14 protein-coding genes and 1 tRNA gene are annotated in these 15,146 nt (G+C 68.1%); 12 read left to right on the top strand and 3 right to left on the bottom strand.

Annotation, left to right across the window (positions count from 1 at the left end; all coding sequences use genetic code 11):
* Positions 1-32 precede the first annotated feature (32 nt).
* Positions 33-1,277: an MFS transporter gene (locus tag O6P37_RS02555; protein ID WP_269892584.1), complete on the bottom strand. Its 1,245-nt coding sequence runs from the start codon at positions 1,275-1,277 to the stop codon at positions 33-35.
* Positions 1,278-1,356: 79 nt separating this feature from the next.
* Here O6P37_RS02555 and O6P37_RS02550 point away from each other — a divergent pair, with 79 nt between their 5' ends.
* Positions 1,357-1,731 (top strand): ArsR/SmtB family transcription factor, encoded by a 375-nt coding sequence (locus O6P37_RS02550; protein ID WP_269892583.1) that lies wholly within the window; start codon positions 1,357-1,359, stop codon positions 1,729-1,731.
* Here the strand turns inward: O6P37_RS02550 and O6P37_RS02545 are convergent.
* Positions 1,728-2,312 (bottom strand): 5-formyltetrahydrofolate cyclo-ligase, encoded by a 585-nt coding sequence (locus tag O6P37_RS02545; RefSeq protein WP_269892582.1) that lies wholly within the window; start codon positions 2,310-2,312, stop codon positions 1,728-1,730. The two genes, O6P37_RS02550 and O6P37_RS02545, sit on opposite strands and share 4 nt — an antisense overlap.
* A gap of 68 nt (positions 2,313-2,380) precedes the next feature.
* Between O6P37_RS02545 and O6P37_RS02540 the strand changes: the two genes are divergently transcribed.
* The 6 genes from O6P37_RS02540 (at position 2,381) to O6P37_RS02515 (ending at position 7,140) form a co-directional block, all read left to right on the top strand.
* Positions 2,381-3,292: a UTP--glucose-1-phosphate uridylyltransferase gene (locus O6P37_RS02540; RefSeq protein WP_269892581.1), complete on the top strand. Its 912-nt coding sequence runs from the start codon at positions 2,381-2,383 to the stop codon at positions 3,290-3,292.
* Between the two features lie 48 nt (positions 3,293-3,340).
* Positions 3,341-4,612, top strand: a complete 1,272-nt coding sequence (glp, locus tag O6P37_RS02535) for a molybdotransferase-like divisome protein Glp (protein ID WP_269892580.1) — start codon at positions 3,341-3,343, stop codon at positions 4,610-4,612.
* 10 nt (positions 4,613-4,622) lie between these two features.
* Complete coding sequence (locus O6P37_RS02530) at positions 4,623-5,276, top strand: GNAT family N-acetyltransferase (protein ID WP_269892579.1); 654 nt, start codon at positions 4,623-4,625, stop codon at positions 5,274-5,276.
* Positions 5,277-5,487: 211 nt separating this feature from the next.
* Positions 5,488-6,597, top strand: coding sequence for a divisome protein SepX/GlpR (gene sepX / locus O6P37_RS02525; protein WP_269892578.1), 1,110 nt, complete (start codon positions 5,488-5,490; stop codon positions 6,595-6,597).
* A 47-nt stretch (positions 6,598-6,644) separates the two neighbouring features.
* Positions 6,645-6,717: transfer RNA gene (locus O6P37_RS02520), tRNA-Ala, on the top strand.
* A gap of 99 nt (positions 6,718-6,816) precedes the next feature.
* Positions 6,817-7,140, top strand: coding sequence for a bestrophin-like domain (locus tag O6P37_RS02515; RefSeq protein WP_269892577.1), 324 nt, complete (start codon positions 6,817-6,819; stop codon positions 7,138-7,140).
* A gap of 20 nt (positions 7,141-7,160) precedes the next feature.
* Here O6P37_RS02515 and O6P37_RS02510 read toward each other — a convergent pair whose 3' ends face one another.
* Complete coding sequence (locus O6P37_RS02510) at positions 7,161-7,829, bottom strand: TetR/AcrR family transcriptional regulator (RefSeq protein ID WP_269892576.1); 669 nt, start codon at positions 7,827-7,829, stop codon at positions 7,161-7,163.
* A gap of 118 nt (positions 7,830-7,947) precedes the next feature.
* On the opposite strand from O6P37_RS02510, the gene O6P37_RS02505 reads away from it, so the two are divergent.
* From O6P37_RS02505 to O6P37_RS02485, 5 genes are all read left to right on the top strand, one after another.
* On the top strand, positions 7,948-8,640 hold the full coding sequence (locus O6P37_RS02505) for a hypothetical protein (RefSeq protein WP_269892575.1): 693 nt from the start codon (positions 7,948-7,950) through the stop codon (positions 8,638-8,640).
* The gene (locus O6P37_RS02500) at positions 8,637-9,446 is read left to right on the top strand and encodes an SDR family oxidoreductase (RefSeq protein WP_269892574.1); all 810 of its coding nucleotides are present in this window, start codon (positions 8,637-8,639) and stop codon (positions 9,444-9,446) included. Before O6P37_RS02505 ends, O6P37_RS02500 begins: the two co-directional genes overlap by 4 nt.
* On the top strand, positions 9,443-10,867 hold the full coding sequence (locus O6P37_RS02495; protein ID WP_269892573.1) for a cytochrome P450: 1,425 nt from the start codon (positions 9,443-9,445) through the stop codon (positions 10,865-10,867). Before O6P37_RS02500 ends, O6P37_RS02495 begins: the two co-directional genes overlap by 4 nt.
* 468 nt (positions 10,868-11,335) lie before the next feature.
* A complete protein-coding gene (locus tag O6P37_RS02490; protein WP_269892572.1) occupies positions 11,336-12,703 on the top strand; it encodes a cytochrome P450 in 1,368 nt (455 codons plus the stop codon).
* A 484-nt stretch (positions 12,704-13,187) separates the two neighbouring features.
* Complete coding sequence (locus O6P37_RS02485) at positions 13,188-15,020, top strand: putative bifunctional diguanylate cyclase/phosphodiesterase (RefSeq protein ID WP_269892571.1); 1,833 nt, start codon at positions 13,188-13,190, stop codon at positions 15,018-15,020.
* The last annotated feature ends 126 nt before the right edge of the window (positions 15,021-15,146 follow it).

Here is a 15,146-nt window from a genome sequence, read left to right as displayed (position 1 = left end):
CCGTGGCCGGGACGGCGAATCGCTGTCCGGCTTCAGACCGCCCCGACGGCCGGAACTCGATTCTCGATGCCGACCGCGGCCGGCCAGGTCCGCCTCGCGAGAACCGCTGCAGCGCAGGCGAGGCCGGCCAGCGCGGCGGCGGCGACCGGTTGACCGGCGAGGCTGCCGAGCCACCCGGCGAGCGGATAGGTGACGAGGAAGCAGGCGTGTGACAGTGCGAATTGGGCGGTGAACACCGTTGTCCGAGTGTCGGCCTCGCTCTGGAACCGCAGAAGCCTGGCGGCCGGGGTGTTCACGAGTGACGTGCCGGCGCCCAGCGCCACCCACAGGGTCGCCAGCAGTGGCCACGCGACGGGTGCGGGCGGGTGGGTCGCGAGCACCACCGCCGCGGCGGCCAGGCCGGTGGCCACGGCCGCCGCGCCGGTGACCATGACCCGACGATCGGTGATCGCCGACAACAGGCGGGGGAGTGCGAGCGCGACGACCATCGAACCGCCGCCGTAGCAGGCGAGCAGAACCGCCATCGCGGAACCGTCGGCTTCGAGGAGGTAGTGCACGTACACCACCGAGTTGACCACCACCAGCGCCGTGGCCGCGGCGACCGCCATGTTGAGCATCAACAACGCCCGCAGCACCGGCCGCTGCCACATCAGGCGCGCGCCGAGCGTCGTGGCCTGCAGGAGGGAGCCCGCGGTGCGAGCCACTGATCCGACGGGCAGCGGCGTCCGCAGCACCAGCAGGCCGGAGAGGACGAACCCCAGCACGGTGCCGAGGAATAAATGGTCGTAGGTGGTGATGGTCAGCAGCGCCGCGGCCACCACCGGGCTCAGCAGCGACTCCAGGTCGTAGGCCAGGCGGGACATGGACAGGCCGCGGGTGTAGTCGTCCTCGTCGACGAGCACCGCGGGCAGCACCGACTGGAACACCGGCGTGAATGTCGCGGACGCGGCCTGCAGGACGAAGATCAACAGGTAGATCTGCCACGCGTGCTCCACGAAGGGCAGCGACAGGGCGATGACGGCCCGGACCGTGTCGGCCGCGACGAGTAGGCGCCGGCGAGACAGTCGGTGAGTCAACGCGATGATGACCGGCGCGACGAACACGAAGGCGGCCATCTTGATCGCAAGCGCAGTCCCGAGCACCGCTCCGGCGCCGTCTCCAGCGAGGTCGTAGGCCAGGAGGCCGAGCGCCACGGTCAGCAGGCCGGTGCCGAGCAGTGCCACCACCTGGGCCGCGAACAGCGCAGCGAAGGTCCTGTTGCGCAGGACGCGAAGCATCGACTAGTCCCGCCGTGTGCCCGTATCTGCGTGCATAAGCAGATAATAGATCATTGACCCACTGGCCTAGAATTCTCCGATGACCGCAGGCACCGATGGGCCTCGCGAGCCGCTCCACGAGGAGCAGGCCGCACTGATCGTCGAGGTGTTCCGCATGCTCGCCAATGTGACCCGCGTCCAGGTGTTGTGGGCGTTGGTCGGCGACGAATTGTCGGTCAACGAGCTGGCGGAGCGGGTGGGCAAACCGGCGCCGTCGGTGTCGCAGCACCTGGCGAAGCTGCGGATGGCGCGGCTGGTGCGGACCCGCCGCGCGGGTACGACGATCTTCTACAGCCTGGAGAACGACCACGTCCGCCAGCTGGTCAAGGACGCCGTGCACAACGCCGAGCACGCCGGGCCCGGCGTGCCTGCGCATCACCGCGGCGAGGGCGGAATGCGGGCCGTCCGCAGCTAGCCGAGCGCGGTCAGCCCGCCACGCGGAGTCAGCGCATGGGTCATCGGCACGTCGTGGGATTCGGCCGGCAGCCGGTCGACGAGTTCGTCGTCGCGGACCACCGCCGTCAGCCGGGCCGCCGGATCGGCCAGGCGCAGCGTCCGGTCGTAGAAGCCGGCGCCGCGGCCCAGCCGGGTCCCTGTGCGATCGACCGCCAGGGCCGGTACCAGCACCAGGGCCGCGGTGGCGACGGTGTCGGCGGGCAGCCATGGCGGTGGCGGTTCGAGCAGGCCGTACCGCGCCTCGACCAGGACGCCCACCCGGTATTCGCCCCAGCTCAGCGGCAGCGGGACGGCCGCGGAATCCTCGCGGGCCACCGGTAGCAGCACCCGCACCCCGAGCGCCGACAGGGCGTCGAGCATCACGACCGACCCGGGCTCCGAGCCGACCGGCACGTACGCGCACACCGTCTGCCCCGCATCCACCAGAGTCGGAAGGTGAGCGGCCAGTGTCTGCGCATCGGCGTCGTGCTCCGCGGCCGTCGTGGCGCGGCGAGCCGACAGGATCCGCGCGCGCAGCTCGGCCTTGGACGCAGTGGGCACGCGTCCACCATGACATCCGGCGACATCCGGCAGGGTTTCAACGGCACCGGCGCGGCTAGTGTGTCAGCGTGACTCGTCCCGAGGTGCCCATTCCGTCCACCGCGGTCGTGCCCGCCGCCGGGCTGGGAACACGATTCCTGCCGGCCACCAAGACCGTGCCCAAGGAGCTGCTGCCGGTGGTCGACACGCCGGGCATCGAGCTGGTGGCCGCCGAGGCTGCCGAGGGAGGCGCCGACCGGCTGGTCATCGTCACCTCCGAGGGCAAGGACGGCGTCGTCGCGCACTTCGTCGAGGATCTGGTGCTCGAGAGCACGCTCGAGGAACGCGGCAAGGACAAGATGCTCGAAAAGGTGCGCCGCGCACCCGATCTGATCAAGGTCGAGTCGGTGGTGCAGGACGAGCCACTCGGCCTCGGTCACGCGATCGGCTGCGTCGAGAAGATCCTCGGGCCCGATGAGGACGCCATCGCGGTGCTGCTGCCCGACGACCTCGTGCTGCCCACCGGAGTGCTGGAGACGATGTCGAAGGTGCGTGCCGAGCGGGGCGGATCCGTGCTGTGCGCCATCGAGGTCGAACCCGACAAGATCAGCGCGTACGGCGTCTTCGACGTCGAAACCGTGCCTGACGCGGCCAATCCCGACGTGCTGCGGGTCAAGGGCATGGTCGAGAAGCCCAAGGCGGAGGACGCGCCGTCGCTGTACGCCGCCGCCGGCCGCTACGTGCTCGACCGGGCGATCTTCGACGCGCTGCGCCGGGTGGAACCCGGGGCGGGCGGCGAGATCCAGATCGCCGACGCGATCGCGCTGCTGATCGAGGAGGGCCATCCCGTGCACGTGGTCGTGCATCGCGGTTCTCGACACGACCTGGGAAATCCCGGCGGCTACCTCAAGGCTGCGGTTGACTTTGCGTTGGAACGCGACGACTACGGTCCCGAACTGCGGGAGTGGTTGATCGAACGACTAGGGCTGACCCGACCGTAGGCGAGCACTGCTCCACGGCACGGCCCGCGGATGGCAGAAAGGCGTGTTGTGCGTTCGGTTGAGGAGCAGCAGGCCCGGGTGGCCGCCGCCGCGGTGGCGCCGCGACCGGTGCGGGTGGCCATCGCCGAGTCACAGGGCCTGATGTGCGCCGAGGAGGTCGTGACCGAACGGCCGATGCCGGGGTTCGACCAGGCCGCGATCGACGGGTATGCGGTGCGCAGCGTCGACGTTCTCGGCCTCGGCCTCGGTGATCGGCCCGGCGCCGACGACGAGGACGGCGAGCGCGAGGTCAGCCTGCCGGTGATGGCGGAGATCGAGGCGGGAGCGCGCACGCCCAGCCGGCTGCAGCCCCGCCAGGCCGCGCGGGTGCAGACCGGCGCTCCAATGCCGACGCTCGCCGATGCGGTGCTCCCGCTGCGATGGACCGACGGCGGTAAGAACCGGGTGCGGGTGTTGCGCGGCGTCCGCTCGGGGGCCTACGTGCGCCGCACCGGTGACGACGTACAACCCGGCGACGTCGCGGTGCGCGCGGGCACGATCATCGGCGCCGCGCAGGTCGGACTGCTCGCCGCGGTGGGCCGCGAGCGCGTGCTCGTCCATCCGCGGCCGCGGCTGACGATCATGTGCGTGGGCGGCGAACTAGTCGACATCTCCCGCACACCGGGCAACGGCCAGGTCTACGACGTCAACTCCTATGCGCTCGCCGCCGCCGCCCGCGACGCGGGCGCCGAGGTGAACCGGGTCGGCATCGTCGACACCACCGATCCGGCGGAGTTGCGGGAGATCGTCGAGGGCCAGCTCAACCGGGCCGAGGTGGTGGTGATCGCCGGCGCGGTGGGCGGCGTCGCGGCCGAGCAGGTGCGGGCCGTGCTCTCCGAGCTCGGCGAGATGGAGGTGACCCGCATCGCCATGCACCCCGGGTCGGTACAGGGCTTCGGTCAGTTGGGCCGCGACGGTGTTCCGGTCTTCCTGCTGCCCGCCAATCCGGTAAGCGCGCTGGTGGTGTTCGAAGTGATGGTGCGGCCGCTGATCCGGCTCTCGCTGGGGAAGCGCGCGCCGATGCGCCGCGTGGTGCCTGCTCGCACCCTGTCGCCGATCACGTCGGTGGCCGGCCGCAAGGGATTCCTGCGCGGGCAGCTGATGCGCGACCAGGACACCGGCGAATACCTGGTGCAGGCCCTCGGCGGCGCCCCTGGATCGTCGTCCCATCTGCTCGCGACGCTGGCCGAGGCGAACTGCCTGGTGACAGTGCCGGCCGAGACCGAGGAGGTCCGCACCGGCGAGGTCGTCGACGTGGCATTCCTGGCGCAGCGCGGCTGACCGGCAGGCGATGAGTTTCCTGCGTGCGAGTCCGATGCATCCGGGCTGGCCGACGCCGGCCGGGCCGTTGCGGGTGCCCGCCGGAGTGGTGCGGCTGCGTCCGATCCGGCTGCGCGATGCCGCGCAGTGGAGCCGGCTGCGGTTGGCCGACCGGACGCAACTCGAACCGTGGGAGCCGACGGCGGCAGTGGATTGGCAGGTGCGACACGCGCTTTCGTCGTGGCCGACGGTCTGCTCGAGTCTGCGGGCCGAAGCGCGCAGGGGCCGGATGCTGCCGTACGTCATCGAAGTCGACGGCCAGTTCGCCGGACAGCTGACGATCGGCAACGTCACCCACGGCGCGCTGCGGTCGGCGTGGATTGGGTACTGGGTGACGAGCCAGCGCACAGGCGGGGGAGTGGCGACCGCGGCGCTCGCGCTCGGTCTCGACCACTGCTTCGGTCAGGTGATGCTGCACCGTGTGGAGGCGACGGTGCGTCCGGAGAACGCCGCCAGCCGCGCGGTGCTGGGCAAGGTCGGATTTCGTCAGGAAGGTCTGCTCAAACGCTATCTCGAGGTCGACGGCGCCTGGCGGGACCACCTGCTGGTGGCGATCACGATCGAGGAGATGAACGGTACGGCTGCGGCCGCGCTGGTGCGCAGCGGTCGCGCGCACTGGGCCTGACCGATCGGCCGCCGACTTCTGCACGAGGGCTGTGTTGTCGCAGCGATCGCGACCCGGATGTGGAATTCGCGAGCAATTCCGTGACGCGTGTGACACGTGTTACTCGTGGTGCTTGTATCCTGCGAATTACAGGTGTGTAATTGTCCTCGGCGCGTCATCCCCGGACGCGCTGGTCACAGACCTAGCCTGAACGGGGAAAGGAGCCGGCGTCATGCCAAGCATCCCCCAATCTCTTCTCTGGATTTCTCTCGTCGTGCTCTGGCTCTTCGTGTTGGTTCCGATGTTGATCAGCAAGCGCGACGCGGTTCGCCGCACCAGCGACGTGGCCTTGGCCACGCGGGTGCTCGACACCGGACGCAGGTCGAAGCTGCGGCGCAGCGGTCCGGCCGCCGGGCACAACAGCGACCCGCACTGGCAGCCCGACGAGGACGACCACCTCCACGAACTCGACGACCGCGACGAACTCGACGAGGAGGAGGTCCGGCCGCAGCGTGCGATGGTGCTCGCGGCCGCCGCCGGCACCGACGCTGAACCCGACTATCTCGACGTCGACGTCGTCGACGAAGCCTCCGGCGCCCTACCGGTGGGCAGGTCAGTGATCGACGAACCCGAGTTGCCGCTCGAGTTCCACGCCCCCGAGCCGGTGGTCGCCGAGGCAGCCGCGGACGTGGCGGAGGCCATCGAAGACGAGGCCATCGAAGACGAGGCCACCGAAGTCGAGGCCCTCGAGGACGAGGCCATCGAAGACGAGGCCACCGAAGACCAGACCGTCGAAGCGGAGGCCGACGACGAATTCGACGGCACCGACGACGAATACGAGTACGTCGCCGACTCCTCCGGCCTGGAGGCGCCGTCGGAGTCCGACCTGCACGTCGCCGACTCGATGAGCGCCGCACGCCGTCGCAGGAACGAGTCGAAGACAGCGGCCGCGGTCAGCGCCCGCAAGTACCGGTTCCGCATGCGGACGCTGGTGTCGATGGCCGTGGCAATCATGGCGTCGGCCGCCGTCGCATACCTCGTCGCGCCGTGGGCGTGGTGGCTCTGTGCGACCACCGGCGCCATCACGCTGATGTACCTGATGTACCTGCGCCGCCAGACCCGCATCGAGGAGCGGCTGCGGCGCCGGCGGGCGCAGCGGATGATGCGATCGCGGCTCGGCGTGGAGAACGCCGAGGATCAGAAGCTCGACGTGGTGCCGGCCCGACTGCGTCGCCCGGGTGCGGCGGTGCTGGAGATCGACGACGAGGATCCGGCGTTCGAACACCTCGACTACACGTCATTCGCCCGGCACTACGATCTGCCGCGCGCTGCCGGCCAGTAGTCGATTTTCGGCACTCGCGGCGCGACTGGTAGCCTTTGTCTCCGCAAGGGGCTATAGCGCAGTTGGTAGCGCGTCTCGTTCGCATCGAGAAGGTCAGGGGTTCGATTCCCCTTAGCTCCACAGAGTATGTGCAGTTCAGACCGGTGACTGCGAGGAAGCAACGTCCGATCGCGGACGACGGTCTGCGTCATTCGGTTCGCGTTCGGAGTGGTCGGTTTCGTGTTCGACCAGCCGGACAGCGACCGGGGCAACTCCTATCCCGAGGCTGACGAGGCGTTGACGCGACTCTATTCGGCCTACGAGGAAACCCAGGCCCGCACCGACACGCAGAAGACCGTGCTCTCAACCTCTTTCAGCAATCTGGACAGCCTCAGCCAGGCCTGGACGCAGCGGGTGCTGCAATCGCGCACGGACGTCGGCCCGCCGTGGTCGCTGTGGGCGGTCATCGGGCTGACCAGTGCCCTGCTGCTGATGTGCGCGATCATCTACGACGTCGAGAAGCCCTCCACGCACTACTCGATGTTGGCGATCCTGGGCGTGTAGGGACGGCCTGTCCGTGCCGGTCAGTCCGCCGCGCCGGAGTCCAGCCGCCGGCGGGCGTGCTCGGCGGCGCCGTCGCCGGTGATGAGCCAGAGCGTGGTCAGGTCGTCGATGAGTTGTTCGAGGGTGGTGTCGACGTTGCCGTTGAGCCAGCCAAGGATCGCCTCCGCCGTGCCGCCCACCAGGAATGCCGGCGCGACCCGGGCGAGGGTGTCCTGTTCGAGTTTCACGTCATGGATCTCGCGGGCGTGGGCGACGAGGACGAGCGCGAGCCCCTGCACGACGACCACGCGGTGGGCGAGCACAGCCGGGGACGCCGAGACGGCGTCGAACAGCACGCGGGCCCGCCGGGGATCGTCGACGAGTGCGCGCACCGCGGCGTCGATGCTGTGAAACGCCCTGTCGCGCAGCGGTTGATCCGCCGAGGAGCTGAACGCGAGGACCGCGGCCTCGGCGACTCGACCCGCGGTGTCCTCCACGGCGGCGGCCGCCAGGGAATCGAGGTCGGTGAAGCTCTCGTAGAAGTACCGCTTGTTCAGCCCGGCGGCCTGGCAGACCTTGGCCACGGTCGCGGCCCGCCACTCGTCGGCAGCCATGATCTCCAGGGCGGCGTCGATGAGTTGGCCTCTGCGCACTCGGATTCGCTCGGCGGCGTCGACGCCGCCGTAGCTGCGTGCGGGCTGAGCACTCATGTCCACCATCGTGGCATTCGCCGCCGTTCGTCACCGACTCCGTCGAGGTGTTGACAGCAGTCTCGGCTATTTGGCACAGTTCGGTACCAGAATAGCCCTGACCGAGAGGACACTCGTCATGTCAACCACACCGACCACCGCGAGCGCCGGCGCGCCGGCGCATGGGTCCCGGCCGGCTGGCCATCCGGTACTGGACGAGTTGCGCGACCTCGCGGACGGCGCGCCGCGTCGGGCACGCATCGAGGGGTGGCGTTATCTCCGGGAACTCGGCGATGCCGATCGACGCAGCGAGATCGGCGCCCTGTTCGCCGCGGGTACGCAGCCCGAGCGGCTCGACGGTGCCTACGAAGGCCTGATCGTGGGCAAGCTGTTCAACGTCCCCGAAGCCGCGCTGGCGAATCCGCTGCTCGCGATCAACCCGACGTGGCGCGGCAAGACGTTCGACGCCCGAACGGGAACGGGGTTCAACCGTCTGATCCCGCTGGCGCGGTACGCCATGCGGGTGATCGCACCGCTCTACCGGGGGTTGCGCCGGGTCGGCCCGGAGATGGTCGGGTTCGCGTTCAGCTACGGCGCCGATGTCGGTCTGGTCGCGCCGAGGATCCCGCTGATCGCGCTCGACTACGGCGTGGAGGAGTACCGCAACCCGAGCGTGCGGACGTTCCCGATCAAGCGCACCCGTGACGAGATCGTCGAGCTGCTGCCAGGGCTGTACCTCGGCAGGGCACTGCTGACGATGCACAGCGGCGAGATCCGCACCATCGCTCACTTCGCATTGCGCCCTCTCGAAGACCGGAACACCGCCTCGTGATCGAACTCGACGGGGCCGTCGTGTGTGTGACCGGCGGCGCCCGCGGCATCGGTCGTGCCACCGCTGCCGAACTGTCCAGGCGTGGCGCACGGGTGTGGATCGGTGATCTCGACGAGCACGAAGCGTCCCGCACCGGTGCTGAGATCGGCGTGCAGGCAACGCATCTCGATGTCACCAAAGAGGAAAGCGTGAGGCGGTTCCTGGCGGCCGCCAGTGCCGACGGCCCGGTCCGGATGCTCGTCAACAATGCCGGGATCATGCGGCTGGGACCGTTCGTGGAGCAGGGCCTCGACGGGCATCACCAGGAGGTGGCGGTGAACCTCGGTGGCGTCATCAACGGCATGCACGTCTTCCTGCCCGACATGCTGGCCCGCAACTGCGGCCACATCGTCAACGTCGCCTCGATGGCCGCCAAGGTGACGACCCCGGGCATCGCGGTCTACTGCGCCACCAAGTTCGCGGTGGCCGCTCTGTCGCGGGCCGTGCGCGCCGAGATAGCGCACACCGCCGTCACTGTGACCACCGTCCTGCCCGCGGCGGTGAACACCGAACTCACCTCCGGTGTCGCGCTCGATCTGCAGCCGACACTGCAACCCGAACAGGTGGGTCGCGCGATCGCCGACACCGCACACCGGCCCGCACACGAGATCACCGTCCCGCGATGGCTCGCACCGATCGGCACCCTCGAGGAAGCCGCCCCGGAACGCCTGCTTCAGGCCGCCAAACGCTTCGTCACCAGGAGCCGGCCGCCCGGGGACTACGACGACGCCGCCCGCCGCGCATATCTCGACCGGCTTCCCCGATGACGGCCGGGGTCACGCACCGCCTCCAATCACTCGGTGCCGCCGTCACATCCCGCTATCCCAGCGGTGAACGGCCACTCGCGACGCCGCCGGCCGGATCACCTCTCGCACCGGTGATGGGGAACTACGGGTTCCCCTTCCTCGGTCACATCCTGTCCTCGACGACTGACCCGCTGGACTTCGCGCGCCGTCGCTACGCGGAGTACGGCCCGGTCTCGTGGGCCGGCGGCGTCGGCTTCCGCATCGTGACACTGCTCGGCCCGCAAGCACTGGAAACCGCGTGGATCAACAAGGACAAGGCGCTCTCCAGCACCCGCGGATGGCAGCCCGTCATCGGACCCTTCTTCCACCGCGGCATCATGCTGCTCGACTTCGAAGAACACCGCGACCACCGCCGGATCATGCAGCAGGCGTTCACTCGCAGCGCCCTCGACGGCTACCTCTCCCTCACCTGGAGCGGGATCGCCGAGGCGCTCGACGCATGGCGGCCGGGACAACGGTTCCCGATGTATCCATCGGTCAAGCATCTGCTGCTCCAACAGGCGGCCGAGGTGTTCATCGGCACCGAGTTGGGCCCGGAGGCCGACCAACTCATTCGCGACTTCCACGACACCGTGCACGGCGGCCAGGCCGTCATCCGGGCCGACGTTCCCGGTGGCACCTGGGCACGCGGCCTCCGCGCCCGGAGGCGCCTCGAGAAGTACTTCCACGACCAGATCCACGACCGCCGCCGCGGCGACGGCGCCGACCTGTTCTCCATGCTGTGCCGCAGTGAGAGCGATGACGGCGAACGGTTCAGCGACCAGGACATCGTGAACCACATGATCTTCCTGCTGATGGCCGCCCACGACACCACGGCCATCGCGCTGTCGATGCTGGTCTACGAGCTCGGCCGCAATGACGCCTGGCAATCCCGATTGAGGGGCGAAGCCGCGCAGCGGCCGATCGACTCACCGACGTCGGCGCACCTCGAGCATTACCCCCTGCTCGACGCCGCGTTCAAGGAGATCCTCCGGATGTATGCGCCGGCCGGGACGCTGTTCCGTCAGGCGATCACCGACACGGAGATCTGCGGCCACTACATTCCGCGCCACAGCCAGATCGCGATCAACGTGTACGCCTCCATGCGACTACCCGACTGGTGGCCCGATCCGGACACCTTCGACCCCGACCGCTTCACCACCGCTGCCCAGCACGAGTCGATCAGCCGCTACGCCTTCGCCCCGTTCGGCGGCGGGGCTCACAAGTGCATCGGCCAGCACTTCGCCGACATGACCGTCAAGACCGTGATGCACCAGATGCTGCGGCGATTCGAGTGGCGCACGCCCGCGGAGTACCGGGTCCCGCTGACCTGGGGGACCGGGCCCACCCCGGCGGACACCCTGCCCGTGCACCTCGAACGCATCGGATCGCACGCCGGGTGATGCCGGGCCACGATGCGGACCGTCCCGCGGAAGAGGGCGACGACGCGGTGATCGCGCTGCCCGTGGTGCCGCGCACCGCAGACGGGGAAGGCCCGAATATCCCGCTGTGTTGGTAGTGCGTGCGCGACCATATTGACGCGCATTGCGAATCCTTGAAACAAGAAGAATTAGCCCTGCTAAGCTCAACGTCGGGTCGTCTCTCGTCGCTCCAGCTCGAAGTCTCGGGATTCGCTGTGCCGCATACGTTTCAGTGTGCGACGGAAGGGGTCGAGGGTGGGTGATCAGTCCCGTCGCCGGGGCGTATGCAACGTGGTGTCCGGATTGGGCGGCGGCAACGGCCAGCGCGGTCGCAGCCCTGTCAACGGGCACATGGATGTCGAGCTTCCGGACGCCACGTATGCAGTCGTCGTGATCCCTTAGGTTTGATCGCGGGGCGTCGCCCGCAGGGTTGTATCAAGGAGGGACGCGATGCTCGACCAGAGCACAGGCGATCAAACGTCGTTGCCGCTGGCGCCGAAAAATCCGCTGCCCTACCGGCAGCGCGTCGGGGCCCTCAGGACATTTCACACCGGACCGGAACGGTTGCGCGACGCGGGCGGACCGGTGTCGCGCTTCAAGCTGGGTCCGCGCTGGTTGATGCCGCCGATCGTGATGGTGACGTCCCCTCGCGGCATCCGCGACGTACTGAGTATCAAGGACGATTCCGTCGACAAGACGACCCCCATCTTCGATGAAATGCGCGCGATCCTCGGGGCGAATCTCGCCAATCTTCCGCACGCCCGGTGGGTGTCACGGAGACGCACGCTGCAGCCGGTGTTCACCAAGCAGGCAGTCGGTGAGTTCGGGGGTCACATGGCCGAGGCCGCGGAAGCGGTGGCCGAGACGTGGTGCGAAGGTGCCATCGTCGACTTGGATGCTGACGCCCGCATGCTGACGTTGCGGGCGCTGGGGCGTTCTGTGCTCGGCATCGACCTTGAGCAACACGACGGCGCCGTCGCGGAACCGTTGCGTGTCGCGTTGACCTACGCGATCACTCGGGCTACCCGGCCCGTGCGGGTTCCTCGCTGGCTTCCCACCCCCGCCCGTCGACGTGCCCGCGCAGCCAGCGCGATGGTGCACGACGTGGCGCGCGAGATCCTGCGTGGTTGCCGAGCGGATCCGACGCTGGTTGCGCCGCTGGCCCGTGCGCTTCTGGCGGCGCGTGATCCGGCGACCGGTGCGGCGCTGTCCGACGACGAGATCTGCGACGAGCTGATCGTGTTCCTATTCGCTGGTCACGACACCACTGCGACCACTTTGAGCTATGCCGCGTGGGCGTTGGGGCATCACGCCGACCTGCAAGAGCGGGTCGCGGCCGAAGTGGCGGCCCTGCCGGATCGGGCCTTGACACCAGATGACCTCTCTCGCCTGACGTTCACCACCCAGGTCGTGCGGGAGTCGCTGCGGCTCTGTCCCCCTGCTCCGACGGGAACCCGCATGGTGTACCGCGACATCGACGTCGGTGGATACCGCGTCGAGGCGGGAACGATGCTGCTGGTCGGCAGAATGGCCGTGCAACGGGACCCCACGTTGTGGGACGATCCGCTGCGCTTCGATCCCGACCGGTTCTCCCCCGAGCGGGCCAAAGCCATCGATCGCTGGCAGTACATCCCATTCGGTGGAGGCCCCCGCTCGTGCATCGGCGATCACTTCGCCATGCTGGAGGTCACGCTGGCACTCGCGACGCTGATTCGCCGAGTTCAGATCGACTCGCTGGACACGGAATTCCCGCTTGCACTCCACTTCACGATGATCGCGGGAGGGCCGATCCGTGTGAGGATTCGGCGCCGTCGGTAGCGCGGTGGGTGCGGGCCGGCTCGAGGGACCATCAGCCGCAACACCATGCGACGGGCCACCTCAACGTCCTCATGGCGCAGCGCCAGCCCGCGCGAAGGCCTGATGCTCAGCGCTCGAATTTCGCAACTACCGCTGTGGCCGGTCGAGTTCGGCCGCGAAGAAAGCCGAAACTGCCTCCAGAATTCCGTGCGCTTGAGTTCTGCGTTCTCCCGCTCAAACGCTTCAACTCCGTGCCTTCCCAACAAAGGGAGTGTCCGGACATGCCGGGACGGTTCACAACCACGTTTGCTGCAGTACTGCGTCTCCGACAATCGAAGTTCCGCGAGGTGGCCGGAACGCGACCGGGCGAAGCGCAGGCTTCGGTACTCAGGCTCACCCATGCGGCGCACCCTCACAGAATTGTCGGCGCCGTCAACCGCATGGAGACCCCAACATGCCCTAACGTTGAGGTCGGCGGGAATTCGTCAGCAGGAGGATAGGGATTATGGCGCCAAGCCTCGACCTCGTGGTCACCGCCGTTGCGACCCAATTGATGGCCGCCGACACGAACACCGCGGCCGCACTTAGTCAATGCATCCTGCACGATCTCGTCGCCGTGTTCGACGTCGACGCCAGCTTCCTTCGCCACAACGACCACGACGCACGCGTCACCAAACTCGTTGCTGAGTGGCCGCCCAGACACGACATTCCCGACCCCGACCCGCTCGGCGACGTCGCGTTCGAGAACGCCGACCCCGTCTTCGCGATACTCGAACACCTCACCGAACCCATCGTTATTCGACCGGACCCCATCACCGAGGAATACGGTGATCGCGTCGAACGCGCCAACGGCATCCCAGTCATCTCGATCACGACCGCACCGCTGTTGGCTCACGGAGTCACCACGGGCGCTCTGGGCTTCATCAAGTTCGACGACCGCGATTGGACTACCGAGGAGCTGAACGCGGTACAAGCGATCGCGTCGATGTTCGCGCAACTGCAAGGCCGCTTGATCGCCGAGGACCGGCTCCGGTTCCTCGCCGACCACGACGATCTGACGAACCTGTACAACCGCCGGGCGTTGATCGGGCACCTCGACGGACGGCTAGGGGCCGGACAACCAGGGCCGGTGTCGGTTCTCCTCCTCGACTTGGACAGGCTCAAGACACTCAACGACTACCTCGGACACGGGTCCGGCGACAAGTTCATCCAGGTGGCCGCCGAACGGCTGCGTGACTCGCTTGGAGACAGCTGTGTTGTCGGCAGACTCGGTGGCGACGAATTCGTGGTCATACCCGTGAAACCCATGGACACCGACGACGCCGAGACGCTGGCGGATCGGCTGCGGCACGAAGTGAACGGCGGCGTCGCGGTCGGCGGTGAAGTCATCAAACGTACCGTCAGCATCGGCGTCGCCACCGGCGCTCCCGGCATCGACTCTGCGTCGGAGGTCATCCAACGCGCCGATGAGGCGCTCCTGGACGCCAAGAAGGCGGGCGGAGACCGGATAACGGTCTATTCGCAGGAGATGTTCGCGCGCCAGAGCCTTCGCACGGACGTCGAACTTCATCTGCAACAAGGCATCGAAGACGACGCCTTGACCCTGCATTACCTCCCCGAAGTTGATCTTCGGACCGGGCAGATCCTCGCCGTCGAGGCGTTGGTCCGGTGGCTTCATCCCACCCGGGGCCTCCTGTCGCCCGACGCCTTCATCGGTGTCGCCGAGTCCATCAACCTGGCAGGTGAACTCGGCCGCTGGGTGCTACGGACGGCATGCGCTCAGTGGGCGGAATGGCGTGCGGAGGGCGTGCACCCATCACTGACGCTTCGCGTCAACGTCTCGCCGGCGCAGCTGGTGACGGCGAACTTCGCGGACGAGGTGTCACACATTCTCGACGAGTTCCTCATGCCGGCTCCCGCGCTCTGCCTCGAGATCACCGAAAGCGTCTTTCAAGACGTCGAGGTGACCAGGAAGGGCCTGCTGGCCGTACAGGACCTCGGTGTGAAACTCGCCATCGACGACTTCGGAACCGGCTACAGCTCGCTTGCGTATTTGAAGTCGCTTCCCGTCGATACCATCAAGATCGACAAGGGGTTCGTCCTTCGCCTCGCGGAGGATGAGGGCGACCGCGCCATCGTGCGGTCGACCATCGGGCTGGCCGAGGCCTTTCAGCTCGAAGTCGTTGCCGAAGGCGTAGAGACGACGACCGCAGCCGACCTCCTGCTCCAGTACGGCTGCCACCGTGCCCAGGGCTTCTTGTTGTCGCGGCCCATTGACAGAGTGGCAGCGAAAGCGCTGTTGAAGCATGGTCGAATCGATGACTGGCCGCCCAAGTGACGCTCCTGTTTCCTACGTTCCGACAGAGCTCGCTGATCGTTCTGGAATCACCGACTCCATCCCATGGCCGAACTGGTGCGCGATCCGCGACACCGTGCCCTTGATCGGTACCGAGTTCGGCGCGCA

It is taken from the genome of Mycobacterium hippophais (assembly GCF_027529605.1).
Classification (GTDB): Bacteria; Actinomycetota; Actinomycetes; order Mycobacteriales; family Mycobacteriaceae; genus Mycobacterium; species Mycobacterium arseniciresistens.
This window is presented reverse-complemented; position numbering and strand designations above follow the sequence as displayed.

Coding starts and splice junctions, on each gene's coding strand:
- O6P37_RS02555 (WP_269892584.1), bottom strand. CDS start 1,277: ATGCTTCGCGTCCTGCGCAACAGGACCTTCGCTGCGCTGTTCGCGGCC.
- O6P37_RS02550 (WP_269892583.1), top strand. CDS start 1,357: ATGACCGCAGGCACCGATGGGCCTCGCGAGCCGCTCCACGAGGAGCAG.
- O6P37_RS02530 (WP_269892579.1), top strand. CDS start 4,623: ATGAGTTTCCTGCGTGCGAGTCCGATGCATCCGGGCTGGCCGACGCCG.
- sepX (WP_269892578.1), top strand. CDS start 5,488: ATGCCAAGCATCCCCCAATCTCTTCTCTGGATTTCTCTCGTCGTGCTC.
- O6P37_RS02510 (WP_269892576.1), bottom strand. CDS start 7,829: ATGAGTGCTCAGCCCGCACGCAGCTACGGCGGCGTCGACGCCGCCGAG.
- O6P37_RS02505 (WP_269892575.1), top strand. CDS start 7,948: ATGTCAACCACACCGACCACCGCGAGCGCCGGCGCGCCGGCGCATGGG.
- O6P37_RS02495 (WP_269892573.1), top strand. CDS start 9,443: ATGACGGCCGGGGTCACGCACCGCCTCCAATCACTCGGTGCCGCCGTC.
- O6P37_RS02490 (WP_269892572.1), top strand. CDS start 11,336: ATGCTCGACCAGAGCACAGGCGATCAAACGTCGTTGCCGCTGGCGCCG.
- O6P37_RS02485 (WP_269892571.1), top strand. CDS start 13,188: ATGGCGCCAAGCCTCGACCTCGTGGTCACCGCCGTTGCGACCCAATTG.